This is a genomic window from Microbacterium sp. ZOR0019 (genome assembly GCF_000800925.1).
GTDB lineage: Bacteria > Actinomycetota > Actinomycetes > Actinomycetales > Microbacteriaceae > Microbacterium > Microbacterium aurugineum.
Map to the genome: position 1 here is coordinate 52835 of NZ_JRKC01000010.1, position 26967 is coordinate 79801.

Here is a 26967-nt window from a genome sequence, read left to right on the forward strand (position 1 = left end):
GTGACGCCCGAAGAGTTAGGATGTCCTAAGAACCCGCCGCCTGTGGGGGCAGCGATGACGGGAAGGGTACGCAGTATGGGCTTCATCACCTCGGAGGCGCTGGCCGACACCGGCTACGTCGTCCTCGACGATCACTCCGCGCCGGGCAACCCCGCCGAATGGCTCGACCTGGAATACGTCCGCTGGCGCTCCTCCGGCGTCACGCGCTTCGCCCCGCTCGCCAGCTACGCCGGTGATGTGGACTGCAACGGCTTCTGGAACCACACGCCGCCGCGCACCGACAAGGACGGCGTGTGGATCGATTCCCAGGTGGCGATCGCGCCCACCCTGCAGCGTCGCGCACTGGAGCCCGGCGCGGGCATCGGACGGTGCCGCGTGATCGAGCTGCAGCCGAACGAGTACGCCGATGCGATCTACAACCTGCATCAGGACGACAACAACCGCCTCAACGAAGAGGGCACCGGCTGGGTCGTCCGCGGATTCTTCAATCTGTCCGACGACACCGAGTCGATGCTGATCCTGCGCGCCGACCGCTTCGACCCGGCGACCGAGGTCCGGCTGCCGCTCCGCGCCGGCTCGCGCATCATCGTCGACACCCAACGCTTCTGGCACGCGGTCTGGCATCGCGGCACCGCACCCCGCTACGCGCTCATCACCTCCTGGACCAGCGGCCCCGAACTCGACGCGTATATCGCCGCGAACCACGGCGACCCGCATCCGCCCTCCGTCGACCTCGATCCGCAGTTCGTCGATGAGGCGCAGGTCGAGTTGCACCGCCGCATCGAAGAGCGCCGCCGTGCCTTCGAAGCGCAGGGCATCGTGATGGAACCGCCCGTCGACATGAACGCCTGACCCGCGCGGGTTGCTCACTCAGAGCGTGCGTCCGCCGTCGAGTCGCACCACGCGGTCGACGGTGCCCGCAGGCGGCACCACGTGCGAGATCAGCAGCACGGACTGCGACCCCGCAGCCGCCAGCAGATCACGCAGCAGCGCATCGGACGCCTCGGGGTCGACCCCGGCCGTCGGCTCGTCGAGCACCAGCACCGGGAAACCGCGCAACAGGGCCCGGGCGAGCGCGATCCGCTGCGCCTGCCCGCCGGACACGAGTGCGCCACGGTCGCCGACCCGCGCATCGAGACCGCCGCGCTCCCGCGCCCACTCCCCGAGCCCCACCCGGTCGAGCACGGCGAAGAGTTCCGCATCATCCGCGGTGTCGCGCGCGAAGAGCAGGTTCTGACGGATGTCCTCGTCGAACAGCTGCGGGCTCTGCTCGCACAGGCCGATGACCCGGCGCAGCGTCGGACCGGACAACTCCGACGCGTCGCGGTCCCCGATCCGGTACTCGCCCTCCACACGGAGGAAACCGACGAGGGCCGCGGCCAACGAGCTCTTCCCGGCCCCGCTCGATCCCGTCACCAGCACCCGCTCACCGGGTCGGAGATCCAGGTCTACGCCGGAGAGCGCCGGAGCTCCCCCCGGCCAGGACGCGCGCACGTCGCGCATCCGCACCACCGGCGTGCCGTCGACCTCGACATCCTCGCCCGCGTCGGAACGCAGCTCCGGCGGCATCCGGTCGGGCAGCACGTCGACGATGCGCTCCGCGCTCGATCGGACACTCCGCCACGACGCCGCAGCGATCGGCACGGCGCCGAAGATCTCGAACACCACCATCGGCACCAGCACCGCCACGGCCAACCACGGCCCGTCGATCGCCCCGTCGACGAGGCCGGGTGACGCGGCGGCGAGCGCCCACACCGACGCCGCTCCGGCGACCGCGGAGACCACCCCGGCAGCGACGGCCTGCGCCAGCGATGCGCGGGAGACGAGCCGACGCAGCTCCCCGTCGGCGGCGGTGATCCGTGCCCGCGCCTGCTCCTCCGCCCCATACGCGAGGAGGACATCGAGGCTCGCGAAGTAATCGACCAGCGCCGCCGAGAGCTCAGCCCGACGCGCGGACACGAGTGCTTCGGCGCGGGAGCCGAACACCCAGCCGAGTCCGATCGCCGCGGCCGCGGCGACCAGCAGGCAGACGGCGAGGGTGAGGGCGGCGGGCGGCGAGACGAACGCGATGAAACCGACGGCACCCACCGCGACGAGCGCAGCGACCCCCAGCGGCTGTACCACCCGCAGCGGGAGGTTCTGCAGGTTCTCGACGTCGTCGACGAGGGCCGTGAGCACTTGACCGCGGTCGGTCGAGCCGAGTCCGGCCGGCGAGAGCGGGATCAGTCGACGCACCATGTCGGCGCGTGTGGAGGCGAGCTGACGCAGTGCCGCATCATGCCCGCTCAGACGTTCGAGGTAGCGGGTGACGGCGCGCGACACAGCGAAGAACCGGACGCCGACCACGGCGATCGACAGCGGAACCAGCGAGTCGACGATCGAGGCGCTCACGATCAACCAGCCACTGACCGCGAGCAGGCTCACGGCGGCCGCCGCGGACAGCACACCCCAGACGAGACCGGGCACGAAGCGTCCGACCGACGGCTGCGCGAGCCGAAGGATGCTGCGGACCCGCTGTCCGCGCGTCAGTCCGGTCATGCGTCCACCCCCAGCGCCACGACCTGATCCGCGATGCGGCGCGCCGACCGCCGGTGCGACACGAGCAGGATCGTCGCTCCGGCATCCGCCCGCGCGCGCAACGACTGCCACAACCGTTCCTCGGTCTCCGAGTCCAGCGCGCTCGAGGGCTCGTCCAGGGCGAGCACACGTCCGGGATCGGTCTGCTGCCGATACAGCGCGCGCGCCACGGCCACCCGTTGCGCCTGACCGCCCGAGAGCCCACTCCCCTGCACACCGAGTTCGAGTGCTGCGTCGATGCTCTCGGCACGTGCTTCATCCAGCGCTGAGCGGACGCGGCCGGCATCCGGTGCCGGGTCTCCGAGGGCGACGTTGTCTGCGACCGTGCCGCGCATCAGCCCCGGTGCTTGCCCTGCCCAGGCCAGCCACCCGGCCGGAGCGAGCCCGCGAAGACTCTGCCCGGCGAACACGGCCGTCCCCTCGTAGTCGGCAGCGCCCCGCAGCGCCGCGAGAAGCGACGACTTGCCCGAGCCACTGGGTCCCTCGATCAGCGTGATCGTCCCCGGCGTCGCGGTGAAGGACACCGGGGGCAGATCGCGCACCTGCACCCCCTCGACCACGAGCGCCGCGCCTTCCAGTCGGTCCACCTGCAGGACGGATGAACGGATGTCGGGAGCTTCGACGGCGATTCGTCCGGCATCCGTCGGAAGCTCCTGCATCCGTGCACCTGTCCGCGCCGCATCGAGCACCTCGAACACGTCCTCGGTCGCGGCGACGCCCTCGGCCGCGGCGTGGAACTGCACCCCCACCTGTCGGATCGGCAGGAACGCCTCGGGCGCGAGCAGCAGCACGAACAGCCCCACCTCGAGCGTGAGGTCCCCCGACAACAGCCGGAACCCGACCGACACGGCGATCAGGGCGACCGCGATCGAGGCCAGCAGCTCCATCGCGAACCCGGACAGGAACGAGAACCGCAGCACCTTCATGGTCTCGCGCCGGTACTCGTCTGCCGTGACCTCGATGCGGTCCGCCGCGCGTCGGTCGCGTCCGAAGAGCCGCAGCGTCGAGAGTCCCTGCACCGTGTCGGCGAACCGGGCCGCGAGCCGCTGCAACGTCTGCCACTGCCGCTTCTGCACCGTGCGCGTCGCCATCCCGATCAGGATGAGGAACAGCGGGATCAGCGGCAGCGTGATGAGAGCGGTGAGACCGCTCGGCCAGTCCTGCCACCACATCACCGCGACCAGCACGGGCGTCGCGATGACGGTCAGCACGAGCTGAGGGATGTAGCGCGCGAAGTAGGCGTCCAGCGCTTCCAGACCATGTCCGGCGGTCACCGCGAGTTCGGTCTGGTTCCGCTGCGCCAGCCACCCCGGCCCGAGCCGCCCCACCGCCGCGATCAACGCGGACCGCAGCTGCATGCCGGTCTTCGCCGCTGCACGGGTGCCCGCCGCATCGGACGCGGCGATGAGCACACCGCGAAGCAGTGCCGTGACCAGCAGCCAGAGCAGGGAAGCCGTGACGTCGCGCCCGGCGATCGCCCCGGTCACCGCATCCGTCAGCAGCCAGGCGAACACGATCACGACCGCGGTCTGGACCACGCCGATCAACGCGGATGCCGCGAGGAATCCCCTCGCGGCACCCGCGTAGCGCAGCAGTCTCGGATCGACGGGTTTCACGCGTGCGCCGGTGCCCCCTCGATGGACTTCCGGGTGACGCGCTTGCGGAAGACCCAGTACGTCCAGGCCTGGTACGCGAGCACGAGCGGCATCGCGATCAGGGCCGTCCAGCTCATGATCTGCAGCGTGTACGGGGTGCTGGATGCGTTCGCGATCGTCAGGCTGTACGCCGGATCGATCGTCGAGGGCATCACGAACGGGAACAGCGCCGAGAAGAGCATGACCACGGCGAACATCACCGTGAGCATCCCGGAGAAGAAGGCCCACCCGTCACGTCGGACGAGCGAGAACCCGACGGCCGCGATCAGACTGACCGCCGCGAGCACCCCGGTGCCGATGACGAGCCAGAGCAGCGGAGCCTCGCGGCCCATCGCGATCGCCACCGTCCAGATCACCGTTCCGGCCGCGACGAGGATCGTCGGCAGAGCAGCCTTCTTCGCCAGCTTCTGCGCATCCTCGTGCACCTGTCCATCGGTCTTGAGAGCGACGAACAGCACACCGTGCAGGAAGAACAGCAGCAAGGTCGTGACGCCGACCAGCAGCGCGTACGGGTTCAGCAGCGAGAAGAAGCCGCCGACGTAGATGTGGTTCTCATCGATCGCCACCCCCTGCACGATGTTGCCGAAGGCGACGCCCCAGAGCAGAGCGGGAACGGCCGACCCGATCACGATCATCCGGTCGAATCCGGCCTTCCACTTCACGCTGTCGCGCTGGTGCCGGTACTCGAAGGACACCCCGCGCAGGATCAGCGCGAGCAGGATCAGCAGCAGCGGCAGGTAGAAACCGCTGAACAGGGTGGCGTACCACTCGGGGAACGAGGCGAACAGCACGGCACCGGCGACGATGACCCACGTCTCGTTGAGGTCCCAGACCGGACCGATCGTGTTGATGACCTGACGGCGCGAGACATCGTTCTTGCCGAGGAACGGCAGCGACATGCCGACGCCGAAGTCGAACCCGTCGAGCACGAAGTAGCCCACGAAGAAGAACGCGACGATGAAGAACCAGAGTGTTGCGAGATCCATGATGCTCCTCCCCCTCAGTAGACGACCGACGGCAGCTGGGCCGTCTCGTCATGCGGTTGTTCTTCGGTGTCCGGGCCCTTCTGCGCGGCCTTGACGATGAGTCGGACCTCGACCACGGCGAGGGCCGCGTAGATCGCGGTGAACGCGATGAGCGATATCAGCACCTCGACCCCGCTGACACCCGGCGAGACGCCGTCCTGCGTGGTCATCAGCCCGAACACGATCCAGGGCTGTCGGCCCATCTCCGTGAAGACCCATCCCATGATGTTGGCGACGAGCGCGAGCGGGAACGACCAGATCGCGAGCTTCCACATCCACGGCGCCGGGGGCTTCTTGGCGCCCTTGCGGGTGAGCCACAGGCCGGCAACGGCCACGAGCGCGGCGGCCATGCCCAGGCCGATCATCCAGCGGAACGCCCAGTAGGTGACCCACAGGATCGGGGCGAAGTCCGTCAGACCGGTGGCGGCGTAGGTCTGGGCGTACTCGGCGTTCAGGTCGTTGATGCCGTGCACGCACGCGTCGAGCGTGTGCGTCGACAGCAGGGACAGCAGGTAGGGGACGCGGATCGAGAACAGTTCGGAACTGCCGTCCGGGGTGCCGAGGGTGAACAGGCTGAACGACGCGTCCGGTCCGCACACCGTGTTGAAGGTCGCTTCAGCCGCAGCCATCTTCATGGGTTGCGCGGCGTACATCGCCAGGCCGAGCTGGTCACCCGTGAGCACGACACCCGCGGTCGAGACGATCATCGCCCACAGTCCGAACTTCAGCGAGATGCGCATGGTGTCGAAGTGCTGTCCGCGAGCGAGGTGCCAGGCGGAGACCGAGATCACGACACCGGCCGCGAACATCAGCGCGCCGAAGATCGTGTGCGGGAACGCGGCCAGCGCGACCGGGTTGGTCAGCAGCGCCCAGAAGTCGGTGAGCTCGGCCCGGTTGGTCTCGGGGTTGAACGTGTAGCCGACCGGGTTCTGCATGAACGCGTTGGCCGCGATGATGAAGTACGCCGACAGGATGCTGCCGATCGACACGCACCAGATGGTGGCCAGGTGCAGCTTCTGCGGGAGCTTGTCCCAGCCGAAGATCCAGAGACCGATGAAGGTCGCCTCGAAGAAGAACGCCAGCAGGCCCTCGAAGGCGAGCGGAGCACCGAACACGTCGCCGACGAAGCGGGAGTAGTCCGACCAGTTCATGCCGAACTGGAACTCCTGCACGATGCCGGTGACGACGCCCATCGCGAAGTTGATGAGGAAGATCTTGCCGAAGAAGCGGGTCAGGTGCAGGTACTGGACCTTGCCGGTGCGCACCCATGCGGTCTGGAAGATCGCGGCGACCAGCGCCATGCCGATCGTCAGGGGGACGAAGAGGTAGTGATAGACCGTGGTCAACCCGAATTGCCATCGGGCGAGCGCGAGCGGATCAAGCCATTCCATGCACGACTCCTGTTCTGTGCTGCCGCTGCCTCGTGCTGTCACGCAGCTGGACGGTGCAGTCCGATGCGAGGACGGCATCGCGGACGCACTCGGCTTCGAGGGGTCCACCGGCCTCGTTCAACACGCTCTGCATGAGCTCGAGGTGCACACGGCAGAGCATCGGGCGGTCTTCGGAACGGCCCGCCGCGTGCGGGCACGGGCTGAGGTCGACCGTGAGCCGGCGGTCGTCGACCACGGGCTCGAAGCCGCTCTCCTCCAGGTGCTCCACGAGCGCGTCGAGCTGATAGGTGGCTTCACGGCCGAGATCGGGCGCGGAATCCGGCAGCATGCTGCGCATCAGGTCGCCCCGACGAGCAGCCGCCTTGGCCTTGTCGCGCGCGACCGGGCTGGAGGCGCCCGGGGCTCCGGTGGCCGCGCTGTACAGCGTGCGCGGACGCCCCCGCGTGGTGCGGTGCTCGATCGTCGGGATCACGTATCCGCCTTCGATCAGGCGCTGCAGGTGCTCACGGACCGTGTTCGCGTGGAGTCCGGTCGCCTCGCACAGCTCCGCGATCGATACGGCGGCTCGGGTCTGCGAACTTCCCGCTTCGAAGAGCAAGTGCAGGATCTGCACCCGGGAGTAGCTCGAGATCGGCCCGCAGACGGGCCCGCCGTTGGCCATGTCACCAGTATTCCGTGAGATCGCGGGTTTACCCAGAGGTACGGGCCGTGAATAAACACCTGGCCGATAGGGATGTCCGATCCCGCCGATAGCCTGAGAGCATGGCCACCCGAAAACCCGCTCCTCCTGCCTACGTCTGCACGGAATGCGGCTGGACGACCGCGAAGTGGGTCGGACGCTGCGGGGAGTGCCAGCAGTGGGGCACGGTGCAGGAACAGGCGGCGCAGACCGGCATCCTCCGCCGCGTGGGTCCGGTCGCACCGAGCGCCGAGCGGACGGCACGACCGATCACGCAGATCACGACGCAGGACGCACCGCGGCGCTCGAGCGGGGTCGGGGAGTTCGACCGCGTGCTCGGCGGTGGCGTGGTCCCCGGCGCCGCGATCCTGCTCAGCGGAGAGCCCGGTGTGGGCAAGTCCACGCTGCTGCTGGAGGTGGCCGCCCAAGCCGCCCGCGGCGGGCGACGGGTCCTGTATGCGAGCGCCGAGGAATCTCCGGGGCAGGTCCGCCTGCGCGCCGAGCGCACCGGAGCGTTGCACGACGAACTGTACCTGGCGAGCGAGACCGACCTGGCGACCATCCTGGGGCACATCGACGAGGTGAAGCCGCAGCTGGTGATCGTCGACTCCGTGCAGACCGTCTCCTCGTCGCTGATCGACGGTGCGGCCGGTCAGCCGAGCCAGGTCCGCGAGGTCGCCGCGACGCTGATCCGCGTGGCGAAGGACCGCGATCTGCCGATCATCATCGTCGGTCACGTCACGAAAGACGGCCAGGTCGCCGGCCCCCGGGTCCTCGAACATCTGGTCGACGTCGTCTGCCACTTCGAAGGGGATCGGCAGACGTCGCTGCGCTTCATCCGCGCCCTCAAGAACCGCTTCGGTCCGACCGACGAGGTCGGCTGCTTCGAGATGACGGGCGACGGCATCGCCGAGGTTCCCGATCCCTCGGGGCTCTTCCTCTCTCAGGGCGCGACCGAACCCGGAACCTGCGTCGCCATCTCGCTCGAGGGGCGCCGCGCGCTCCCTGTCGAGGTGCAGGCCCTCACCGTGCCCAGCAACGCTCCGAACCCGCGCCGCATCGTGCACGGCCTCGACTCCTCGCGCGTGGCGATGGTGCTGGCGATCCTCGAACGCCGCGCCGGCATCCCCACCGGGACTCTCGACGTCTATGTGTCGACCGTCGGAGGCGTGCGCTTCACCGAGCCCGCGGCCGATCTCGCCATCGCGATCGCCGTCGCCGGCTCCATCCAGCAGATCGCGGTGCCGCGCACCGTCGCAGCGGTCGGTGAGCTCAGCCTCGCGGGCGAGATCCGTCCGGTGACCCAGGCCGCGCAGCGGCGGTCTGAGGCGGCGCGACTCGGATACGAACAGGTCGTCGACGACCGTTCGAAGACCCTCCGTGCCGCGCTCGGCGATGTGCGGGCGCGCAACACCTCACGCCGATCCGACCGCGACATCCCGCCGTTCTGATCCGCCCGGGAGCCGTTCTGGTCCGCCCGGGAGCCGCGGCGCCTGCCGCAGACCGTCTCAGGCGTCGAGCGCCTTGAGCAGCTCGGCGGGATCGGCCTGCATCGGGTGCGGGCCGGCGATGTCCAGGAACACCGTCGTGATCGGGTGCGCGGAGAGGAACTTGCGCAGCCAGTCCGCGGTGTAGATCCCGACGCCGGGCGGCAGGTTGGCCGGCTTGTTCTTCGCATCGCTGAACAGCAGCAGGGCCAGATCACCCGTCTTCGGGTCGCGGTACGTCCACACCTCCCCGCTGTCGAGCGGGTTGTCGCGCGCGCCCGGGGTGATCAGCGGCACGACCGTGGTGCCGTGGCGCAGAGCGAGGGCGACCGCAGCGACATCCTGCTTCTCGAGAGCCTGAGCCAGGGCATCCGAGCGGAAGTCCTCGGGTGCGGGCTTCTTCTTCGAGGTCTTCGACTTCTTCGCTGCCATGTCTCCAGCTTATTCACGGAGGAGGGCGCGGCGCGCGAAATCGACCGCGGAGACGATTGGGGCCCTCTCGAGTCCCACATTGGGGACTGGGGTACTCGAGAGGGCCCTCGGACTCTCGAGCGGCGATGTCGAAGCGCTGGGGACGCTGTAGTTCGACGCCACTGGGGATGGCTTGTGCCGCATGATGCGGAGAGTCATCTCAATGGTATCCCAAAGATGAGCACCTGTCAGCATGATGCGGCGAACGATGCGCACATCGCCGTGATTCGCACCCCACAAGGCAGATGACGACGCATTTCGAATGCTTCCCGTCGAGGTCGCTTCGAAGACGGAGGCCGCTAGTACAGCAGGATCTGCACCGTGCTGGGGCTCGTGAACCCGCCGATCGACACCTCGACATGGTACGAGGCTCCCCCACCGGGCGCGCGCTGACGATTCTCCTGGTCGCAGGTCTCGACGCTCGAACGCGTCCGATCCCATGTCACCGGATCCTTGCTCGTGACGGTCGTCCCGGCGGTGAGCGTCGCGATCATGCTGCTCGGGTCCTTCTGGCAGTCGGTCGAGCGCCACCACACATCCGAACCGCTGGAGACCGTGAACACCTGCGTCGTCGATCCGACGTCGATCGTGCAGTCCTTCGTGCCCTTGTTGGTCAACGAGATCGAGAGCTTCGGCAGGACTCCGGCGGCATAGGTCTCCGCATCGGCCACCGCGGCGACTTCGACATCCTTCGCCTCACAGGCGACGATCGCGGGTGTCTGCGAGGCCGACGGATCCGGAGAAGGAGACGCCGTCCCGGGCGAAGGTGAGGGCGTGGAGGTCTCCGAGGAGGACGCCGACGGCTTCGGACCGGTCTCGGCGGAAGCCCACGGCTTCGCGATCAGCAGCCACACCCCGACACCGATGGCCGCGAGGAGCAGGACGAGCCCGCCGATGACGACCAGTCGCCGACGGCGGTAGACGGCGGCGGAACGACGGGGCATATCTCCAGGCTAAGCGATCGCACCTGCGCAACCGGGGAGGCCGACGGACGGTCGTCGAGCAGGAGGCGCCTCAGAGCACTTTGAGCATGCGTGTGTTGCCGAGCGTGTTGGGCTTGACGTGGGCGAGGTCGAGGAACTCCTCGACACCGGCATCACCGCTGCGCAGCAGTTGGGAGTAGACGTCGGGGTCGACGACCTGCTCCCCGATGGGCGTGAAACCGCGACGGCTGAAGAACTCGACCTCGAAGGTGAGGCAGAACAGGCGGGAGAGCCCGAGCATCCGCGCCGTCTCCTCCAGCCGGTCGACGATGGCCCGACCGACTCCGTGGTGCAGCCAGTCGTCGCGCACGAGCAGGGTGCGCACCTCGCCCAGATCCTCCCAGATCACGTGCAGCGCACCGCAGCCGATCAGCACCCCGTCCGCCTCCGCCACGACGAACTCCTGCACGGATCCGTAGAGCACCGCGAGGTCCTTGCCGAGCAGGATGCGCTGCTCCACGAGGGGCTGCAGGAGGTTGCGGATGCCGATGACGTCGGCGCTGCGCGCCGGCCGGACGATGTACTCGCTCACGGCACAAGCCTATGACCCATGCCCCTGCGAAAACCCAGACGGTTCGCTCGCGGTGCGGCGCGTCGTGAGCATGACGCGCCCGGGCGATCGCATCCCGTCTGGGTTTTCGCAGGAGGGACCGGGACACAGGAAAGGGGCGGATGCCGCAGCATCCGCCCCTCGTGGTCCTGTCTGACTTACTCGCCGCTGGCGACCGCCAGGTCGGGAGTGCCGGCGATCGCACCGCCACCGGTGTTGACGCCGACCGCGACCTTCTCGCCGCGCGGGCCGTGCTCGAACAGGAACTGCCCGTCCTTGGCATCAACCTTCACGTGGTCACCCGAGTTGAGCTCGCCGTGGAGGATCTTCTCGGACAGACGGTCCTCGACCTCGTGCTGCATCGCGCGACGCAGCGGTCGGGCGCCGAGCGCCGGGTCGAAGCCGATCTCGATCAGCCGCTCCTTGGCGGCCTGCGACAGCTCGATCGTCATGTCGCGGTCCAGCAGACGCTCGCCGAGGCGCTTGGTGAACAGATCCACGATCTGCACCAGCTCCTCCTTCGAGAGCTGCGGGAACACGATGATGTCGTCGACACGGTTCAGGAACTCGGGCTTGAAGTGCCGCTTGAGCTCTTCGTTCACCTTGCCCTTCATCCGGTCGTAGCTGGTCGAGTCGTTGCCCTCGATCTGGAAGCCGACGGGGCCGCCTGCGATGTCACGGGCACCGAGGTTGGTGGTCATGATGATGACCGTGTTCTTGAAGTCCACGATCCGACCCTGACCGTCGGTGAGCCGACCCTCTTCGAGGATCTGCAGCAGCGAGTTGAAGATGTCGGGGTGGGCCTTCTCGATCTCATCGAAGAGCACCACGCTGAACGGCTTGCGCCGCACCTTCTCGGTGAGCTGGCCGCCCTCTTCGAATCCGACGAACCCGGGAGGGGCACCGAACAGACGCGAGACGGTGTGCTTCTCACCGAACTCGCTCATGTCGAGGGAGATCAGCGCGGCCTCGTCGTCGAACAGGAACTCGGCGAGGGCCTTGGCGAGCTCGGTCTTTCCGACGCCCGTGGGGCCGGCGAAGATGAACGAGCCCGAAGGACGCTTCGGGTCCTTGAGGCCGGCACGCTGACGACGGATCGTCTTGGAGAGAGCGGCGATCGCCTCCTCCTGACCGATGACGCGCTGGTGCAGGGCCTTCTCCATGAAGACGAGTCGGCTGGACTCCTCCTCCGTGAGCTTGAAGACGGGGATGCCGGTGGCCTGAGCGAGCACCTCGGCGATCAGGCCCTCGTCGACGACCGCGGAGGTCGCGACGTCGCCTGCACGCCACTGCTTCTCGAGGCGGAGACGCTCGGCGAGAAGGCTCTTCTCCTCATCGCGCAGGGAGGCGGCCTTCTCGAAGTCCTGCTCCTCGGAGGCGATCTCCTTCTGCTCGCGCACGGCGGCGATCTTCTCGTCGAACTCCCGCAGCTCGGGCGGGCTCGACAGGATCGACAGACGCAGGCGTGCGCCGGCCTCGTCGATCAGGTCGATGGCCTTGTCCGGAAGGAAGCGGTCGGAGACGTAGCGGTCGGCGAGGTTCGCCGCGGCCACGATGGCGCCGTCGGTGATCTGCACCTTGTGGTGCGCCTCGTAGCGGTCGCGCAGCCCCTTGAGGATGTTGATCGCGTGCGGCAGCGTCGGCTCGTTGACCTGCACCGGCTGGAAGCGGCGCTCGAGCGCGGCGTCCTTCTCGAAGTGCTTGCGGTACTCGTCGAGCGTCGTGGCACCGATCGTCTGCAGCTCGCCACGCGCGAGGAGCGGCTTCAGGATGCTGGCCGCGTCGATCGCCCCTTCGGCGGCACCCGCACCCACGAGGGTGTGGATCTCGTCGATGAAGACGATGATGTCGCCGCGCGTGCGGATCTCCTTGGTGACCTTCTTCAGGCGCTCCTCGAAGTCACCGCGGTAGCGGGAACCGGCGATGAGCGAGCCGAGGTCGAGCGAGTAGAGCTGCTTGTCCTTCAGCGTCTCGGGCACATCGCCCTTGACGATCGCCTGGGCCAGGCCCTCGACGACGGCGGTCTTGCCGACGCCGGGCTCACCGATCAGGACGGGGTTGTTCTTGGAGCGCCGGGAGAGGATCTGCATGACCCGCTCCGCCTCCTTCTCGCGCCCGATGACCGGGTCGAGCTTGTTGTCGCGTGCGGCCTGCGTGAGGTTGCGTCCGAACTGGTCGAGCACGGCGGAGCCGCCCTGGGCACCGGCCGGCGAGTCGTTCGTCTGCGCGCCGACGGAGGCCGGCTCGCGCCCGGGGGCACCGGAGAGCAGCTGGATGACCTGCTGGCGGACCTTGTTGAGGTCGGCACCGAGCTTGACGAGCACCTGAGCGGCGACGCCCTCGCCCTCGCGGATGAGACCGAGCAGGATGTGCTCCGTGCCGATGTAGTTGTGGCCGAGCTGCAGGGCCTCGCGGAGGCTGAGCTCGAGCACCTTCTTGGCACGAGGGGTGAACGGGATGTGCCCGGTCGGCTGCTGCTGACCCTGGCCGATGATGTCCTGCACCTGCTCGCGCACGGCGTCGAGGGAGATGCCGAGGCTCTCGAGGGCCTTGGCGGCGACGCCTTCACCCTCGTGGATGAGGCCGAGCAGGATGTGCTCGGTCCCGATGTAGTTGTGGTTGAGCATCTTCGCCTCTTCTTGGGCGAGGACGACCACTCGACGGGCTCGGTCCGTGAATCTCTCGAACATGCTGTGACTCCTTATTCGCACGGGGCGAAGACGCGTGAAGCGCTTGTACATCGAGAGTAACCACCACATCGGGCACGTATGCCCGTGTTCGCCGTGGGCATACCGGGGGTTGACCGAGTTATCGACAGTCGTTATGTTAACGAATGTCGATAACAACCAACGTCAAGGAGACAGCGATGCTCACCAGACAAGGACGCCCCTCACTCGCCGACGGGATCGCCCTCGGACTCATCGCCACCGGCGCCGTGAGTGTCGGGATCGGCGCGATCTTCGCGGTCGCCTCCGCCGCGTTCGAGATGTTCGGCGCGGCGCCTGCGGTGCTCATGCCGGTCCACGACGTCGACCTGACCGCACTGATGACGTCTCCGGTGTGAGCGCGGCAACGGTCGACTCCGCCCTCGTCACGTTCTCGACGATGACCACCGGCGCCCGCTGGATGCTGCTCCTCGAGGTCGCACTCCCGGCACTCGCCACGATGGCACTGTGCGCGGGCGTCTGGTGGCTGGGGGTGTCCCTCATCCGCTCGCGACCTTTCCGTGCGTCGCTCGGGTGGATCTTCGGCCTCGCCGCCTGTCTGATGCTCGCCGGGGCCCTCCTCGGGCAGCTCGCCGGCGGGATCGGACGGGCGATGATCGTCCAAGACTTGGCCGCCGCCGATCCGGGCGTCGAAGACGTGCTGTGGACCCTGCTGGTGCAGTTCGACCTCGCCCCGGTCGGCTGGGCGTTCGCCCTCGCCCTCATCGCCGGTGTCTTCGAGATCGGCCGGCGCCTCCAGCGCGACACGGAAGGACTCGTCTGATGCTCAGCACCGCCACCCCCACCCGCTCCGAAACGGCAGATGCCATCACCGTGATCCTCTACGCCGCCGCGGCGCTCATCACGGTTGTCATCGCCACGGTGCTCCGCATCGGCAGCACTTTCCGCGACTCCGGAATCGCGTGGTCGATCCCGATCGACGAGCAGCCGATCTCCGCGACGACCGACTCCGGCGCCCTCTCCATCGAGGGGATCGCGCAGGATGCGATGGTCTTCGCGACCGATGTGAACGTGGTGTCGGTCACCGCCATCATCGCCGCCATCGCTCTGTGGACTCTCGCAGCTGTCCTGATCATCGCGTCAGTGACGCTGGTCGCCTGGAACTTCCTCCGCGGACGCTTCTTCGTTCGCGGAAACGCACGTGCCTTCGACGTGATCGGCTGGACACTCGTCGCCGCCCCCATACTGATCGTCATGCTCGAGACGATGGGACGCAACGGCGTGACCACCGCGCTCGGCATCGGCGACGGAGAGCCCGTGCATCCGATCGAGTTCTGGACCATCGCGCCGATCTTCGCCACCGGGGTGACGGTCGGCCTGATCGCCGTCGCGTTCCGCCGCGGCATCCGTCTCCAACAAGAGAAGGCGGCGCTCCAGAAGGAGACGGAGGGCCTGGTGTGAGCCCGGCGGAGAGCGACGACGAGTTCACCGGCATCCACTGCCGGCTCGACGAGCTGCTCGCAGAGAGAGGCATGACGCTCACCGAGCTCAGTGCCACCGTCGGGGTGAGCATCGTGAACCTGTCGGTGCTCAAGAACGACCGCGCCCGCGCCATCCGCTACTCGACCCTGCGGGCGATCTGCGACGCGCTCGACTGCGAGGTCGGCGACCTGCTGGTGCTCACCTCCCGCTGAGCCGAGCAGATGTCTGCGCACGCGCGTATGCTTATCTGTATGCGCACCACGTTGAATCTCTCCGCGGCACTCGCGACCGAAGCCAAGGCACGCGCAGCCGCAGAGGGCCTGACCTTCACGAGCTTCATCGAAGAGGCCCTCCGCGAGCACCTGGCGAAGCGTCCATCCCCTGCACCCAGCGAGCCCCTGCCGACCTTCGGCGACCCGCGCACATCACGGTTCCTCGTCAACATCGACGACCGTGACGCTCTGTGGGACGCACTGGAAGAGACCTCGACCCGATGATCGTTCCCGACGTCAACATCCTCGTCTACGCATTCCGCGCCGACTCCGCAGAGCATCAGACCTACGCACCCTGGCTCAACGAGACCCTGACCCGCGAAGCGATCGGCGTCTCCGACACGATCCTCAGCGGATTCGTCCGCATCGTCACCCACCCCCGGATCACCACCGTGCCCGCACCGATCGACGCGGCGATGGCCTTCGCCCGCAGTCTCGTCGCCGCTCCGCGCACCCACTGGCTCACGGCCGGGGCACCGTCCTGGAACCGGCTCGAAACTCTCACCGCGGTCGACCAGGGCATCCGAGGGAACCTCGTCCCCGACGCGTACATCGCCGCGTTGACTCTGGCGAACGGTGCACGCCTCGCCACGCGTGACCGCGGATTCGGCCGGTTCCCCGACCTCAGGTGGTTCGATCCGGCGACGGACGCGCGTGCCGACGGTCCCCGCTGAGCCGACGATCATCGGGAGGAACCATGTCATCCTTCGTCATATCCACCCAGGGAATTCCCAGGGAGTCCTAGCGTTGAGCCTCATGGCGCGCACCCGGCGCACCGCGATCCTGGAGTCCCCACCCCATGAGCACCACCGCACGCGCGCAGAAGGCGCCTGACACCCGCGGACCGGTCCGGAAGCTGCTGACGTCGTTCGGCTTCCAGATCCTCGCCGCCCTCGTCCTCGGCATCGCCGCCGGTCTGATCGGCCGCCAACTCGGCGCCACCGCCGAGAACCCGACCGGCTTGTCCGCGACCCTCGACACGATCGGCAGCTCGTACGTCACGCTGCTGCGTGCCGCCGTCGTCCCGCTGATCTTCACAGCGATCGTCGCCAGCATCTCGAACCTGCGCCGCGTGCAGAACGCCGCCCGCCTGGCCGGTCAGACGATCCTCTGGTTCGCGATCACCGCCTTCATCGCCGTCATCATCGGTATCGTCCTCGGCCTCGTGATCCAGCCCGGCAACCGCGCCGGTGACGGCCTCGAGCCCGGCGACCCGTACACGGTCGGCACCTGGTGGAACTTCCTCCTCGGCCTGATCCCGCAGAACTTCCTCGGCCTCACCGTCAGCACCTCGCCCGGTGCCGTCGAGGGCACCTTCTCGTCGAACGTCGGCTTCAACATCCTGCAGGTCATCGTGGTGGCGGCCGTCATCGGCATCGCCGCTCTCAAGGCCGGCAAGAAGGCCGAGCCGTTCCTCATCTTCACCGAGTCGCTGCTGAAGGTCATCCAGCGCGTGCTGTGGTGGATCATCCGCATCGCCCCGATCGGCACCTTCGGCCTCATCGGCTCGGCCGTGATCAAGTACGGCTGGGAGAAGCTGGCCTCCCTCGGCTGGTTCGCCGCTGCGGTCTACATCGGCCTCGCGCTGGTGCTCTTCGTCGTCTATCCGGCCCTGGTACGCACGCACGGCCTGTCGATCAAGCAGTACTTCTCCGGTGTCTGGCCGGCCGTGCAGCTCGCCTTCGTCAGCCGCTCGTCGATCGGCACGCTGCCCCTCACCGAGCGCGTCACCGAGCGCAACCTCGGCGTGCCCCGCTCCTACGCGTCGTTCGCCGTCCCGCTCGGCGCGACCACGAAGATGGACGGCTGCGCGGCAATCTATCCCGCCATCGCCGCGATCTTCGTCGCCCAGTTCTTCGGCATCGAGCTGAACTTCGTTCAGTACCTGCTGATCGTGATCGTCTCGGTCGTCGGCTCGGCAGCCACCGCCGGCACCACGGGCGCCGTCGTGATGCTCACCCTGACACTGTCGACCCTCGGCCTGCCGCTCGAGGGCGTCGGGCTCCTGCTCGCGATCGACCCGATCCTCGACATGGGCCGCACCGCGGTCAACGTCGCCGGCCAGGCACTGATCCCGACGATCGTCGCCAAGCGCGAAGGCATCCTGAACGAGGAGCTCTACAACGCTCCCCGCGAGGGACTCCCCTTCGCCGACGACTCCGGAGACGACTGGGGAGATGACGAGGGTGCGCCGGAAGCGGACACCTCCTCCGACAGGGAGCCGATCGGCGCCCGCTGACCGCGGTTCCGCCTCACGGAGCGCCCCGTCCCCTTCCGGGACGGGGCGCTCCGTCGTCCGCACTCAGGCGCGGCTCTGCGGACGCGTGGCACCGCGGGTGTCGAGCGCGAGCTCCTCGGCATCCATCGCGGCGATCAGCTCGCGCATGACCTCCTCGTCGAGATTGCCCGCATCCCGCTCGGCGAGGAGTATCTCGCGCCGCACCTGCAACCAGCCCTTCGTCAGGGCGACGAGGTCCTCATACGAGGGCCGGCTCGCGGCATCCTCCACTCTCTGCACCTCGTCCGTGTCCTTCTCGACCCGGGTCATCCGCTTGGTGAACGCGTCGAAGACCCCGAGGTCGACCTCGCCGTACTTCGCCTCCCACTCGACGCGCTTCTTCGCGAGGTAGGCCGTGCCGGCCTCGCGACTCTTCTCCCGGACGGCGGAGAGCGCCTCCTGGTCCTCTTCCTCGTCGACGTCGCTCGCGATGCCGAGACCACGGATCAGCAGCGGCAACGTGAGTCCCTGGATCAGCAACGTGCCGACGGTCACGATGAAAGCCACGACGACGATGGCATGCGACGCCTCGGTGTCGAGGGTCGCGAGGTCGGCGGCGGCGACCGCGATCGCGAGGGTCACCACACCGCGCATCCCTGCCCAGGAGATGACGGCGCTGTCCTTCCAGTTGAGCTGCAGCCCCGCCATCCGCTCGCGCACGATATGGCTGCGCAACTCGTCGGTGGAGTAGTCCCCCCATCGACGGGACTTCTTGTGTCGTTTCTCGAACTGCTCGGTCTCGACGCCGCGATCCCAGCGTTCGAGCCGTCGGCGATCCTGGAAGTTCGCCCACGCGCTGGTCGGATAGATGTAAAGCGGCCGCACGATCAGCACCAACAGCAGCACCGCTCCCGACAGGAGCAGGATCCGCCCGACCGACTCGCTGCCCAGGTCGTTGAGCACACGCGGGAACTGCAGGCCGATGTATGCGAACACGAAGCTCTCCAGCAGCAGGTCGGCCGAGAGCCACAGCGGCTTCTCCTGCTGCCGAGTGGTGTAGTCGGTGCGCGGCGAGTTGTAGCCGACGTAGAGCCCCATCGCGACGACCGCGAGCACACCGGATCCGAGCAGGTGCTCGGCGATCGCGTAGGCACCGAACGGGGCCAGGAGCCCGAACGTCCCGATCACCACCGGGTCGCTGATGCGGGTGCGCAGCTGGTGCAGGACGATTCCGAACACCAGGCCCACGCCGACGCCGACGCCGACCGCCAGGAGGAACTGCCAGATGCCGCCCCAGACCGAGACGGTGGCGCCCGCGAGGATCGCCGCGAACACCCGGTACAGCGTGAGCGAGGTCGCGTCGTTGATCAGGCTCTCCCCGGAGAGCACGGTCATGATGCGCCGGGGCAGTCCGAGGCGACGGCCGATCGCCGCGGCCGAAACCGCATCCGGCGGAGCCACGATCGCACCGAGCAGCAGCGCGCCGGGGAGGGTGAGCGAGGGCAGGAGCCACCACGCCACGAATCCCACGGCGACGGCGGTGAGCAGCACGAGCCAGATCCCGAGTCGGCGGATCTGCGGCAGGCTGCGCCGGAAGCCGACGAACGAGACGTCGAGCGCGGCCGAGTACAGCAGCGGCGGCAGCACCAGGCTGAGCAGCAGGTGTCCGTCGATGTCCAGATCGGGCACGAACGGCAGGAACGACGCAGCGAGCGCCACGACGGTCACGAGCAACGGCGCGGGCCATCCTCTCCAACGCGCGAACGCGGCCACGGCGACGGACCCGACGAGGACGTAGAAGATGCCTGCTTCCATACGGCAACGCTACCGGGGGGAATGACGCCACCCCGCGAGACGTTGCAGGAGAGGATGTCCGCTACAGCTCTCTCCGTCCTCGATCTCGTCCCGGTGCGCACCGGCCAGACGAGCGCCGAGGCCATCGCCTCCTCCCTGTCCCTCGCCGAGACCGCCGACCGCCTCGGCTACCGCCGCTACTGGTTCGCCGAGCACCACAACATGCCGGCCGTCGCGTCCACCACACCCCCGGTGCTGATCGCCGCTGCGGCGACGCGCACGACGCGCCTGCGACTCGGATCCGGTGGTGTGATGCTGCCCAACCACGCGCCCCTCATCGTGGCTGAGCAGTTCGCAGCGCTCGAGGCCATCGCCCCGGGACGCATCGACCTCGGCCTCGGTCGCGCCCCCGGCAGCGACCCCGTGATCACGCAATTGCTCCGCGGCTCCGGCACCACGAGTGACGTCGAGCAGTTCCCCCGTCACGTCCAGGACATCGCCGCGCTCCTCTCGGGCGACGGCGCCACCGTGCGGTTCACCTCGGGCGGCGAGTACACCGTGCGCGCGACCCCGGCGGCGACCGGGTGCCCCGAGGTGTGGCTGCTCGGATCGAGCGACTACTCCGCCCAGCTCGCGGCCTCCCACGGACTCCCCTACGTCTTCGCGAACCACTTCTCGGGACAGGGCCTCGAGCGCGCGCTCGACCTGTACCGCACGGGCTACCGCCCGAGCGAGGAGCACCCGGAGCCCCGAACCTTCCTCACGGTGAACGCGGTCGCCGCGCCCACCTCGGAGGAAGCGGAAGCTCGTGCGCTCCCGCAACTGCGGATGATGGCACGGCTGCGGCTGAACCAGCCCCTGGGAGCGCTCGAGACCGTCGAGGAGGCACTCGCCGCGGAGACGGACGCCACCACGGATGAGGTCGTCCAGGCCGCCCGCTCCCGCTGGTTCGTCGGCACCGGAGAGAGTGTGGCCGCAGAGGTCCGCGGCTTCGCCGAGCGCCACGGTGTCGACGAGGTCATGCTGTCCCCGGTCGCCGGTGCGTACGAGTCCGAGCCGAAGGACTCCCCCCTCGGCCGAGCCCAGTCCCTGGAACTCATCGCCGCCGCCTGACCCGTCCCCCACTCGGTTGCGGGATCGAAAACGCGCCTTCCCGGGCACCCGGAGGCGCGTTTTTCATCCCGCAGCCGGAGCGGGCGCTCTCCACAGGCGACAGTTGTCCACAGATGCCGGAGCGCGAGGCTGGAGGTCGGGACGGAGCGGAAGCTCGCGAGCGACCATGGGCGGATGCGACACCGGATCCCCCTCCCCGCCGAGCTCGGCGCGCACTTCTCCGTCCGCGATGCCGAAGCGTCCGGAGTCGGGCGCAAGCGGCACTCCGCGCGCGATCTCATCCGGCCGTATGCAGGTGTCCGCGCTGCGGAGGCGCCCGCCAGCTTCGTCGAGCACGTGGAGTGCTACGTGCCGCGGTTGCGACCGGGCCAGCGTTTCGCCGGACGGACGGCGCTGCGGCTCTGGGGAATCCCCTTCCCGGTTCGCTGGACGACGGCCGAACCCTTGGACATCGCAGTGGACACGGGCCACTCTCCCCCGCGCACCGGCGGCATCCGCGGTCGTCGCATCGCGTCGGGGCGAGCACACTCCTGGGAGATCGGAAGGGCACCGGTGGTCGACCCCGTGGCTGCGCTCTTCCTCTGCGCCGCGGAGCTGACCCGTGTGCCGATGACCGTCGCCCTCGAAGCCCTGATCACCGCGGCCGACAACTACCCCGGCCTCCACGAGGGCAGACCTTCGGTGGACGTCGAGAGGATCGAACAGCGCCTCCTCGAGTGGGGGCGCTTCCCCGGGTGCGGGCGCATCCGCAGGGCTCTCCCCCGAGTGCGCGGAGGAGTCGAGTCACCGAAGGAGACCGAGACCAGGATGCTGCTGGTCGACGCAGGGCTTCCCGAGCCGGAGATCCAGCACGTCGTCCGGGCCGCCGGACGGGCGATCGCCCGCGTCGACCTCGCCTATCCGCAGTGGCGCATCGCGATCGAGTACGAAGGGGACGGACACCGCACGAGCCGCGAGCAGTGGCGCACCGACATCCGTCGACAGCGCGACCTCGAAGCCGCCGGATGGATCGTGATCCGCGTCACCGAGCTCGACCTGCGCGACGGCGGCGCCGCCCTCGTCTCCCTCATCCGCCGGGCGATTTCCTCGCGCTGACACCTGCGTCCCCCGGTGCGGGATCAGAAACGCTCCTCGCCCGGCCAGCGGAGGTGCGTTATCGATCCCGCAACCGCGCCGCGGATCCCGTCAAGGGGTGTCGACAACACACAGATCGGCGTACCCTCGACGGCAGAAAGGGGGTCCGAGGATGAGCACCACCAAGACGCTCGCACTCTGGGTCGCTTACGGACGCAACGGAGTGGTCGGCAGCATCCGGCACGACGACGACGGATACCACGTCACGATGGCGGAAGCGGATGCCGAAGCCAGTACCTATCCCAGCCTCGCTTCCGCGAAGGGTGCCCTGCACGCGCGCATGGCTCCCGGCAGCGACTGGCCGCGCTTCCAGGAGCATTGACCCCGAGTCCCGCTCGTGCGGGATGAAAAACGCGCCTCCGTGACGTCCCGGAGGCGCGTTTTCGATCCCGCAACAGCCTCACTGGTGCGGGGGTGCGGGGGTCAGACCTCGGGCTCGCCGGAGAGGATGCCGCGCAGCCAGTCGCGCGCCTCGACGAACACGTCGTCCGAGTAGCGGTCGGGGTACTGCACGATCTGGCGATCCGCACGCGGGTAGGAGCCGAGGAACACCACGCGCGGGCTGAAGCGCCGGATGCCGAGCAGCGCGTCGGCCATGCGCTCGTGCTCGATGTGTCCGTCCGCGTCGATCACGAACCGGTAGCGACCGAGTTCGTCGCCGATCGGCCGCGACTCGATGAGCGAGAGGTTGATCCCGCGGGTCGAGAACTGCTCCAGCATCTCGAGGAGCGACCCGGGGTGATCGTGCGGGAGCTCGACGATCAGGGAGGTCTTGTCGGCGCCGGTCGGCTCGGGGGAACGGGTCGTCCGGGTGACCAGCACGAAGCGGGTCACCGCCTGCGCATTGTCGCCGATGCCCTCCGCGAGCACGTCGACGTCGTAGTGGCTCACGATGCCCGGGGCCGCGATGGCCGCCTGCGCGGCGAGGGTGCCGTCGAGGACGCCGATCGCCGACGCCACGTTGCTCGAGGCCGGCACGTGCGAGTGCGAGGGCAGATGCTCACCGAGCCAGCCATGACACTGCGCATAGGCGACGGGGTGCGCCGCGATCACCTCGACCTGATCGAGCGTCGTGCCACGCGGGGCGACGAGCACGAAGTTCACCCGCACCAGGTACTCACCGATGATGCGCAGGCCCGGCAGGGTCGCCAGCGCATCCTGCGTGGTGGAGACACCGCCCTCGATGGAGTTCTCGATCGCGATCATGGCGGCATCGCTGCGGCCCTCGAGCACGTCGGCCAGCGCCTCACCCACGTTGTGCACGGGGCGCCAGGTCTGGCCGCGAGCCTCCGCCACCTGATCGAGCGCCGCCTCCGTGAAGGTTCCGGCAGGGCCGAGATAGCTGTAGGTGCGGCGTTCAGTCACGGGTTTCACCTTAGCCCTCGGCGCGACGACGGAGATACGCATGACTTCTCGGGTGCGATCCCGCCGATCAGGGGGCAGACTGAGAGGATGACCAGCCGTGCCGGCCTCCCTGCGGAGGAAAGTGACCTGATCGACGTCGACGAACTGATCGCCGCCTACTACGACCGCACACCGAACCCCGAGGTCGCGGCCGAGCGGGTCGTCTTCGGGACCAGCGGCCATCGCGGTTCCTCCCTGTCGAACAGCTTCAACGAGAACCACATCCTCGCCACGACGCAGGCGATCGTGGACTACCGCGCAGCCCAGGGCATCACGGGTCCGCTGTTCCTCGGTCGGGACACACACGCGCTCTCCCTGCCCGCCGAGCGCAGCGCCATCGAGGTGCTGCTCGCGAACGGTGTGGACGTGCGGGTCGATGCCCGCGACTCGTGGGTGCCGACCCCCGCGCTCAGCCACGCGATCCTGACCTACAACCGTGGACGCGCTGCCGACGACCCCGGTCGCGCGGACGGCATCGTCGTGACCCCGTCGCACAACCCACCCCGCGACGGCGGCTTCAAGTACAACCCGCCGCACGGAGGACCCGCCGACACCGACGCCACCGGATGGATCGCCGACCGCGCGAACGCCCTGATCGCCGCGGGGCTCGAGGGAGTGAAGCTCGAGCGCTTCGCCGACATCGACTGGGATGCCCTCACCGGCTACGACTTCCGCGAGGAGTATGTGCGGGATCTGCCGTCCATCATCGACCTCGACGCGATCCGCACGGCCGGGGTGCGCATCGGCGCCGACCCTCTGGGCGGAGCGTCCGTGGAGTACTGGGCACTCATCGCCGAGATGCACGACCTCGACCTGGACGTGGTGAACCCCGAGGTCGACCCGACCTGGCGCTTCATGACCCTGGACTGGGACGAGAAGATCCGGATGGATCCGTCGTCGCCCTCGGCCATGGCGTCGCTGGTCGCGAAGAAGGGCGACTACGACGTGCTGACCGGGAACGACGCGGATGCCGACCGGCACGGCATCGTCACCCCGGACGCCGGGCTGATGAACCCGAACCACTACCTGGCCGTCGCGATCGACTACCTGTTCTCGCATCGGCAGGACTGGCCCCGCGATGCCGCGATCGGGAAGACGCTCGTGTCGTCGATGATCATCGACCGCGTCGCCGAATCGCTCGGTCGCCGCCTGCTGGAAGTCCCGGTCGGGTTCAAGTGGTTCGTCCCCGGGCTCCTCGACGGCTCGGTCGCGTTCGGCGGCGAGGAGTCGGCCGGAGCGTCCTTCCTCCGCAAGGACGGCTCCGTGTGGTCGACCGACAAGGACGGCATCCTGCTGTGCCTGCTGGCCGCCGAGATCATCGCCGTCACGGGCAAGACGCCCTCGGAGCGGTACGCCGAGCTGGAGGAGGCGTTCGGCGCCTCGGCCTACCAGCGGGTCGACGCCCCCGCGACACCGGAACAGAAGGCGACGCTCGGAAAGCTCGCCCCCGAGTCGGTGACGGCCACCACCCTCGCCGGCGAGGAGGTCACGGCGAAGCTCTCACACGCGCCCGGCAACGGTGCGGCGATCGGAGGTCTCAAGGTGCAGACGGAGCACGCCTGGTTCGCGGCGCGCCCGTCCGGCACGGAAGACGTCTACAAGCTCTACGCCGAGAGCCTGCGCGGCCCCGAACACCTCGCGGAGGTCCAGGCGGAGGCACGCGCTGTCGTGTCGGCCGCACTCGGCGGCTGACCCACGCGGGCGACGTCTCAGGCTGCGGCGGAACGGGCCAGCACGGCGCCGGCCTCGCGCAGCCAGCGCGCCGGTTCGGCGAGGGCCGCGTCGGACGAGCCAGCCAGCTCGGTGAGTGAGGCGGATGCCGCGAACAGCGCGGTATCCGCATCCTCGGTGATGCGACCGGCCGCGACCATCGCGCGCGTCCCGGCCTCAGCGGCGAGACCCGCGAGGTAGGAGGGCACCTTGCCGTCGCCGGACTGCCCGTCGTAGGACCCCTCCCCGGTGATGACCGCATCGGCATCGGCGATCGCCTCGGCCAACCCGATGAGTTCCGCGACCTCGGATGCGCCGGGAGCGAGGACTCCGCCCCACACCACCAGGGCGGCACCGGTCCCTCCGGCCGCGCCGTTGCCCGCGCCGTCCGGATCGACGCCGAGCAGTGCGGCGAGCCGGCGCAGCCCGTCGTCGACGACGACGATGTCGTCGGGGGTGCGCAGTCCCTTCTGCGGGCCGAACACCGCGGCGGCCCCGCGCGGACCGACGAGCGGGTTCGTCACGTCGGTGAGCACGCGTACCTCCGGAGCCGGGCGCAGTCCGGAGAGGTCGACCGCGGCGATGTCTCCGAGTCCCCGTGCGCCCGGAGCGACAAGAGCGCCCGCGGCATCGAGGAACCGCGCCCCCAGTGCCGACAGCATGCCGGTGCCGCCGTCGGTCGATGCGCTCGAGCCGATCCCGACGACGAGGCGCGAGACCCCGTGATCGAGGGCCGCGGCCATGGCCTGCCCGAACCCGGCGGTGTCGGCGTCCCAGGGGCGCAGCTCCGTCAGCAACTCGATGCCCGATGTCGAGCCGAGGTCGACGACAGCCGTCCCCGCGGGGGCATCCTCGGTCGGGGGAAGCAGCAGCCAGGCGGTATCGATCCGGTGCCCCGCAGGCCCGTCGACCGTGACCGGCATCCGCACGGCCCCCGGGACCGCGGCCTCGAACGCCGACACGGTGCCCTCGCCGCCGTCCGCCATGGGCCGGTGGACGAACTCCGCCGCGGGGTCGACGGACGCCCATCCTTCGGCGAGCGCCGCCGCGGCATCGGCTGCCGTGATCGTGCCTTTGAAGCTGTCCGGGGCCAGCACGACCCGGGTCACCGCGGGACTCCCGGGGTGCTGGCGCGCACGACCACGTCGAGCGGCAGCGGCGCCTGCTCCCAGTCCGCATCCACCGTCGCACGGAAGGCCTGGTAGCCGACTTCGCTCAGCGGCACACGCACCGTCGTCAATGCCGGGGAGACGTCGCTGCTCGCGGGCACGTCGTCGAAGCCGCAGACCGCGATGTCGGCGCCGATCTCCCGACCGGCGTCGCGGATCGCGGACATCGCGCCGATCGCGACGACATCGGTGATCGCGAAGACCAGGGTGCCGGTGGGCACACCATCGGCGAGCGCCGCGGCCATACTCTCCGCGCCTGATTCACGGAGGAAGCCGCCACGCAGCGTGCGCACGACAGCTCCTCCTGAAGCCTCGAACCCGGCGCGGAACCCGGCCAGACGATCATCCGAGGTCCACACGCCCTCGGCGGCACCGAGCGCGATCGCCGAGCGATACCCCCGCTCGGCCATCCGTCGACCCAGCGCCTCGGCTCCGGAGCGGTTGTCGATCTCGATACTCCGCTCCACGCCGGAGCCCGGCCCGAAGGCGACCACCCTGCCGCCCAGACGCGAGAACTCGGCGAGGTCGTGGGCGACATCGGCCTCGATCGGGTCCTGCGTGCCGGAGGCGGCGAGGATCAGGCCCCGCGGCCGCTGACCCCGCAGAGCTCGGACGATGCGCGCCTTCCGGGCCGGATCACGGTCGGTGATGGCGACCGTGACGACGAGCCCGTGCTCGTCGGCACCGCGCGCCACCCCCGAGGCGATCAGACCGAAGTAGGGGTCGGCGATGTCGGCGACGAGCAGGGCGATGACCGGCGAGGTGCCACGCGCGGTCGCCTGGGCGGAGACGTTCGCGGTGTAGCCCAGTTCCGCGGCCGCCGCTTCGACACGCTCACGGAACGACTCGGCGACCTTGCGCTCCGATCCGTTGAGCACACGGGAGGCGGTCGCAAGCGATACACCGGCCTCGCGAGCCACGTCGTGCAGGGTGGGTGCGGGTCCCCGCGTGTGACGCTGGGCCCTGGTCGGCGCCGGCCGCTCCGCCGACGATGCGGGCTCTGTCATGCCCCAGATCCTACTTCCCCGCCCGGTACCGCGCCGACCTCGGGGGTCACGGGTGGCCCGCCGACGCACCGACGCCCCCTGCACGGATGTCGGGCCGATGCATGGATGTCGGACGGAAAGCCGCCCGTGCGCCCTGCATCCGTGCGCGCTCCCGACAGGTGGTACGCCGAACCTCCGGAT

Annotated in this window: 26 protein-coding genes; 13 read left to right on the top strand and 13 right to left on the bottom strand. The window is 69.1% G+C overall.

The genetic code is table 11. From position 1 onward, the window contains the following. Positions 1–75: 75 nt before the first annotated feature. Positions 76–852 carry a hypothetical protein gene (locus tag L978_RS03285; RefSeq protein ID WP_047520243.1) on the top strand — a complete coding sequence of 259 codons (777 nt, stop codon included), beginning with the start codon at positions 76–78 and terminating at the stop codon, positions 850–852. A gap of 18 nt (positions 853–870) precedes the next feature. On the opposite strand, the gene cydC is transcribed toward L978_RS03285, so the two are convergent. The 5 genes from cydC to L978_RS03310 are packed head-to-tail and all read right to left on the bottom strand — an operon-like array spanning position 871 to position 7309. Beyond that, positions 871–2538, bottom strand: coding sequence for a thiol reductant ABC exporter subunit CydC (cydC, locus tag L978_RS03290; protein WP_047520245.1), 1668 nt, complete (start codon positions 2536–2538; stop codon positions 871–873). Next, positions 2535–4193, bottom strand: a complete 1659-nt coding sequence (gene cydD, locus L978_RS03295) for a thiol reductant ABC exporter subunit CydD (RefSeq protein WP_047520247.1) — start codon at positions 4191–4193, stop codon at positions 2535–2537. Before cydD ends, cydC begins: the two co-directional genes overlap by 4 nt. Continuing rightward, positions 4190–5218, bottom strand: coding sequence for a cytochrome d ubiquinol oxidase subunit II (gene cydB, locus L978_RS03300; protein ID WP_047520250.1), 1029 nt, complete (start codon positions 5216–5218; stop codon positions 4190–4192). Before cydB ends, cydD begins: the two co-directional genes overlap by 4 nt. Before the next feature lie 14 nt (positions 5219–5232). After that, the gene (locus L978_RS03305; protein WP_047520251.1) at positions 5233–6648 is read right to left on the bottom strand and encodes a cytochrome ubiquinol oxidase subunit I; all 1416 of its coding nucleotides are present in this window, start codon (positions 6646–6648) and stop codon (positions 5233–5235) included. Beyond that, complete coding sequence (locus L978_RS03310) at positions 6635–7309, bottom strand: helix-turn-helix domain-containing protein (protein WP_047520253.1); 675 nt, start codon at positions 7307–7309, stop codon at positions 6635–6637. Before L978_RS03310 ends, L978_RS03305 begins: the two co-directional genes overlap by 14 nt. 101 nt (positions 7310–7410) lie before the next feature. On the opposite strand from L978_RS03310, the gene radA reads away from it, so the two are divergent. Beyond that, on the top strand, positions 7411–8778 hold the full coding sequence (gene radA, locus L978_RS03315; RefSeq protein ID WP_047520255.1) for a DNA repair protein RadA: 1368 nt from the start codon (positions 7411–7413) through the stop codon (positions 8776–8778). 57 nt (positions 8779–8835) lie between these two features. Here the strand turns inward: radA and L978_RS03320 are convergent, their stop codons facing one another. The 4 genes from L978_RS03320 to L978_RS03335 form a co-directional block, all read right to left on the bottom strand. Continuing rightward, positions 8836–9246, bottom strand: coding sequence for a hypothetical protein (locus tag L978_RS03320; RefSeq protein WP_047520260.1), 411 nt, complete (start codon positions 9244–9246; stop codon positions 8836–8838). A 338-nt stretch (positions 9247–9584) separates the two neighbouring features. Further along, positions 9585–10229, bottom strand: a complete 645-nt coding sequence (locus L978_RS03325) for a hypothetical protein (RefSeq protein ID WP_047520262.1) — start codon at positions 10227–10229, stop codon at positions 9585–9587. A gap of 70 nt (positions 10230–10299) precedes the next feature. Further along, a complete protein-coding gene (locus L978_RS03330; RefSeq protein ID WP_047520264.1) occupies positions 10300–10800 on the bottom strand; it encodes an amino-acid N-acetyltransferase in 501 nt (166 codons plus the stop codon). A 176-nt stretch (positions 10801–10976) separates the two neighbouring features. Then, entirely contained in the window at positions 10977–13508 is a 2532-nt protein-coding gene (locus L978_RS03335; protein WP_047520266.1) for an ATP-dependent Clp protease ATP-binding subunit, read from the bottom strand. 176 nt (positions 13509–13684) lie between these two features. Between L978_RS03335 and L978_RS19105 the strand changes: the two genes are divergently transcribed. From L978_RS19105 to L978_RS03370, 7 genes are all read left to right on the top strand, one after another. Next, the gene (locus L978_RS19105; protein WP_047520268.1) at positions 13685–13882 is read left to right on the top strand and encodes a hypothetical protein; all 198 of its coding nucleotides are present in this window, start codon (positions 13685–13687) and stop codon (positions 13880–13882) included. Further along, entirely contained in the window at positions 13879–14307 is a 429-nt protein-coding gene (locus tag L978_RS18215; RefSeq protein ID WP_052193295.1) for a hypothetical protein, read from the top strand. Before L978_RS19105 ends, L978_RS18215 begins: the two co-directional genes overlap by 4 nt. Then, positions 14307–14945 carry a hypothetical protein gene (locus tag L978_RS03350; RefSeq protein WP_047520270.1) on the top strand — a complete coding sequence of 213 codons (639 nt, stop codon included), beginning with the start codon at positions 14307–14309 and terminating at the stop codon, positions 14943–14945. Before L978_RS18215 ends, L978_RS03350 begins: the two co-directional genes overlap by 1 nt. Continuing rightward, a complete protein-coding gene (locus L978_RS03355; RefSeq protein WP_047520272.1) occupies positions 14942–15178 on the top strand; it encodes a helix-turn-helix domain-containing protein in 237 nt (78 codons plus the stop codon). The genes L978_RS03350 and L978_RS03355 overlap by 4 nt, the downstream gene beginning before the upstream one ends. Before the next feature lie 39 nt (positions 15179–15217). Next, positions 15218–15463, top strand: a complete 246-nt coding sequence (locus tag L978_RS03360) for a hypothetical protein (protein ID WP_047520274.1) — start codon at positions 15218–15220, stop codon at positions 15461–15463. Beyond that, a complete protein-coding gene (locus L978_RS03365; protein WP_047520276.1) occupies positions 15460–15912 on the top strand; it encodes a TA system VapC family ribonuclease toxin in 453 nt (150 codons plus the stop codon). Before L978_RS03360 ends, L978_RS03365 begins: the two co-directional genes overlap by 4 nt. Before the next feature lie 125 nt (positions 15913–16037). Continuing rightward, positions 16038–17477 (top strand): dicarboxylate/amino acid:cation symporter, encoded by a 1440-nt coding sequence (locus tag L978_RS03370; protein WP_047520278.1) that lies wholly within the window; start codon positions 16038–16040, stop codon positions 17475–17477. Positions 17478–17540: 63 nt separating this feature from the next. Here L978_RS03370 and L978_RS03375 read toward each other — a convergent pair whose 3' ends face one another. Continuing rightward, complete coding sequence (locus L978_RS03375; protein ID WP_047520280.1) at positions 17541–19271, bottom strand: cation:proton antiporter; 1731 nt, start codon at positions 19269–19271, stop codon at positions 17541–17543. Between the two features lie 54 nt (positions 19272–19325). Here L978_RS03375 and L978_RS03380 point away from each other — a divergent pair, with 54 nt between their 5' ends. The 3 genes from L978_RS03380 to L978_RS03390 all read left to right on the top strand — a co-directional run bounded on the left by L978_RS03380 (position 19326) and on the right by L978_RS03390 (position 21819). Continuing rightward, a complete protein-coding gene (locus tag L978_RS03380; RefSeq protein WP_047520281.1) occupies positions 19326–20363 on the top strand; it encodes an LLM class flavin-dependent oxidoreductase in 1038 nt (345 codons plus the stop codon). Between the two features lie 174 nt (positions 20364–20537). Next, positions 20538–21458, top strand: coding sequence for an endonuclease domain-containing protein (locus L978_RS03385; RefSeq protein ID WP_047520282.1), 921 nt, complete (start codon positions 20538–20540; stop codon positions 21456–21458). Positions 21459–21609: 151 nt separating this feature from the next. Continuing rightward, entirely contained in the window at positions 21610–21819 is a 210-nt protein-coding gene (locus tag L978_RS03390) for a hypothetical protein (RefSeq protein ID WP_047520283.1), read from the top strand. Positions 21820–21920: 101 nt separating this feature from the next. On the opposite strand, the gene pheA is transcribed toward L978_RS03390, so the two are convergent. Then, positions 21921–22904: a prephenate dehydratase gene (gene pheA, locus L978_RS03395; RefSeq protein ID WP_052193296.1), complete on the bottom strand. Its 984-nt coding sequence runs from the start codon at positions 22902–22904 to the stop codon at positions 21921–21923. Positions 22905–22949: 45 nt separating this feature from the next. Between pheA and pgm the strand changes: the two genes are divergently transcribed. After that, a complete protein-coding gene (pgm, locus tag L978_RS03400) occupies positions 22950–24593 on the top strand; it encodes a phosphoglucomutase (alpha-D-glucose-1,6-bisphosphate-dependent) (protein WP_047520284.1) in 1644 nt (547 codons plus the stop codon). 17 nt (positions 24594–24610) lie between these two features. Here the strand turns inward: pgm and L978_RS03405 are convergent, their stop codons facing one another. After that, positions 24611–25720 carry a glycerate kinase gene (locus L978_RS03405; protein ID WP_047520285.1) on the bottom strand — a complete coding sequence of 370 codons (1110 nt, stop codon included), beginning with the start codon at positions 25718–25720 and terminating at the stop codon, positions 24611–24613. Next, entirely contained in the window at positions 25717–26787 is a 1071-nt protein-coding gene (locus tag L978_RS03410; protein WP_081996904.1) for a LacI family DNA-binding transcriptional regulator, read from the bottom strand. Before L978_RS03410 ends, L978_RS03405 begins: the two co-directional genes overlap by 4 nt. Positions 26788–26967: the final 180 nt, after the last annotated feature.

Excerpts from the sequence above, each read along its gene's own strand:
- L978_RS03310 (WP_047520253.1), bottom strand. The coding sequence starts at position 7,309 with ATGGCCAACGGCGGGCCCGTCTGCGGGCCGATCTCGAGCTACTCCCGG.
- pgm (WP_047520284.1), top strand. The coding sequence starts at position 22,950 with ATGACCAGCCGTGCCGGCCTCCCTGCGGAGGAAAGTGACCTGATCGAC.
- L978_RS03305 (WP_047520251.1), bottom strand. The coding sequence starts at position 6,648 with ATGGAATGGCTTGATCCGCTCGCGCTCGCCCGATGGCAATTCGGGTTG.
- radA (WP_047520255.1), top strand. The coding sequence starts at position 7,411 with ATGGCCACCCGAAAACCCGCTCCTCCTGCCTACGTCTGCACGGAATGC.
- L978_RS03370 (WP_047520278.1), top strand. The coding sequence starts at position 16,038 with ATGAGCACCACCGCACGCGCGCAGAAGGCGCCTGACACCCGCGGACCG.
- L978_RS03325 (WP_047520262.1), bottom strand. The coding sequence starts at position 10,229 with ATGCCCCGTCGTTCCGCCGCCGTCTACCGCCGTCGGCGACTGGTCGTC.
- cydC (WP_047520245.1), bottom strand. The coding sequence starts at position 2,538 with ATGACCGGACTGACGCGCGGACAGCGGGTCCGCAGCATCCTTCGGCTC.
- L978_RS03335 (WP_047520266.1), bottom strand. The coding sequence starts at position 13,508 with ATGTTCGAGAGATTCACGGACCGAGCCCGTCGAGTGGTCGTCCTCGCC.
- pheA (WP_052193296.1), bottom strand. The coding sequence starts at position 22,904 with ATGCGTATCTCCGTCGTCGCGCCGAGGGCTAAGGTGAAACCCGTGACT.
- L978_RS03350 (WP_047520270.1), top strand. The coding sequence starts at position 14,307 with ATGCTCAGCACCGCCACCCCCACCCGCTCCGAAACGGCAGATGCCATC.
- L978_RS03390 (WP_047520283.1), top strand. The coding sequence starts at position 21,610 with ATGAGCACCACCAAGACGCTCGCACTCTGGGTCGCTTACGGACGCAAC.
- L978_RS03285 (WP_047520243.1), top strand. The coding sequence starts at position 76 with ATGGGCTTCATCACCTCGGAGGCGCTGGCCGACACCGGCTACGTCGTC.
- cydB (WP_047520250.1), bottom strand. The coding sequence starts at position 5,218 with ATGGATCTCGCAACACTCTGGTTCTTCATCGTCGCGTTCTTCTTCGTG.
- L978_RS19105 (WP_047520268.1), top strand. The coding sequence starts at position 13,685 with ATGCTCACCAGACAAGGACGCCCCTCACTCGCCGACGGGATCGCCCTC.
- L978_RS03375 (WP_047520280.1), bottom strand. The coding sequence starts at position 19,271 with ATGGAAGCAGGCATCTTCTACGTCCTCGTCGGGTCCGTCGCCGTGGCC.
- L978_RS03365 (WP_047520276.1), top strand. The coding sequence starts at position 15,460 with ATGATCGTTCCCGACGTCAACATCCTCGTCTACGCATTCCGCGCCGAC.
- L978_RS03385 (WP_047520282.1), top strand. The coding sequence starts at position 20,538 with ATGCGACACCGGATCCCCCTCCCCGCCGAGCTCGGCGCGCACTTCTCC.
- L978_RS03380 (WP_047520281.1), top strand. The coding sequence starts at position 19,326 with ATGTCCGCTACAGCTCTCTCCGTCCTCGATCTCGTCCCGGTGCGCACC.
- L978_RS03320 (WP_047520260.1), bottom strand. The coding sequence starts at position 9,246 with ATGGCAGCGAAGAAGTCGAAGACCTCGAAGAAGAAGCCCGCACCCGAG.
- L978_RS03360 (WP_047520274.1), top strand. The coding sequence starts at position 15,218 with ATGCGCACCACGTTGAATCTCTCCGCGGCACTCGCGACCGAAGCCAAG.
- L978_RS03410 (WP_081996904.1), bottom strand. The coding sequence starts at position 26,787 with ATGACAGAGCCCGCATCGTCGGCGGAGCGGCCGGCGCCGACCAGGGCC.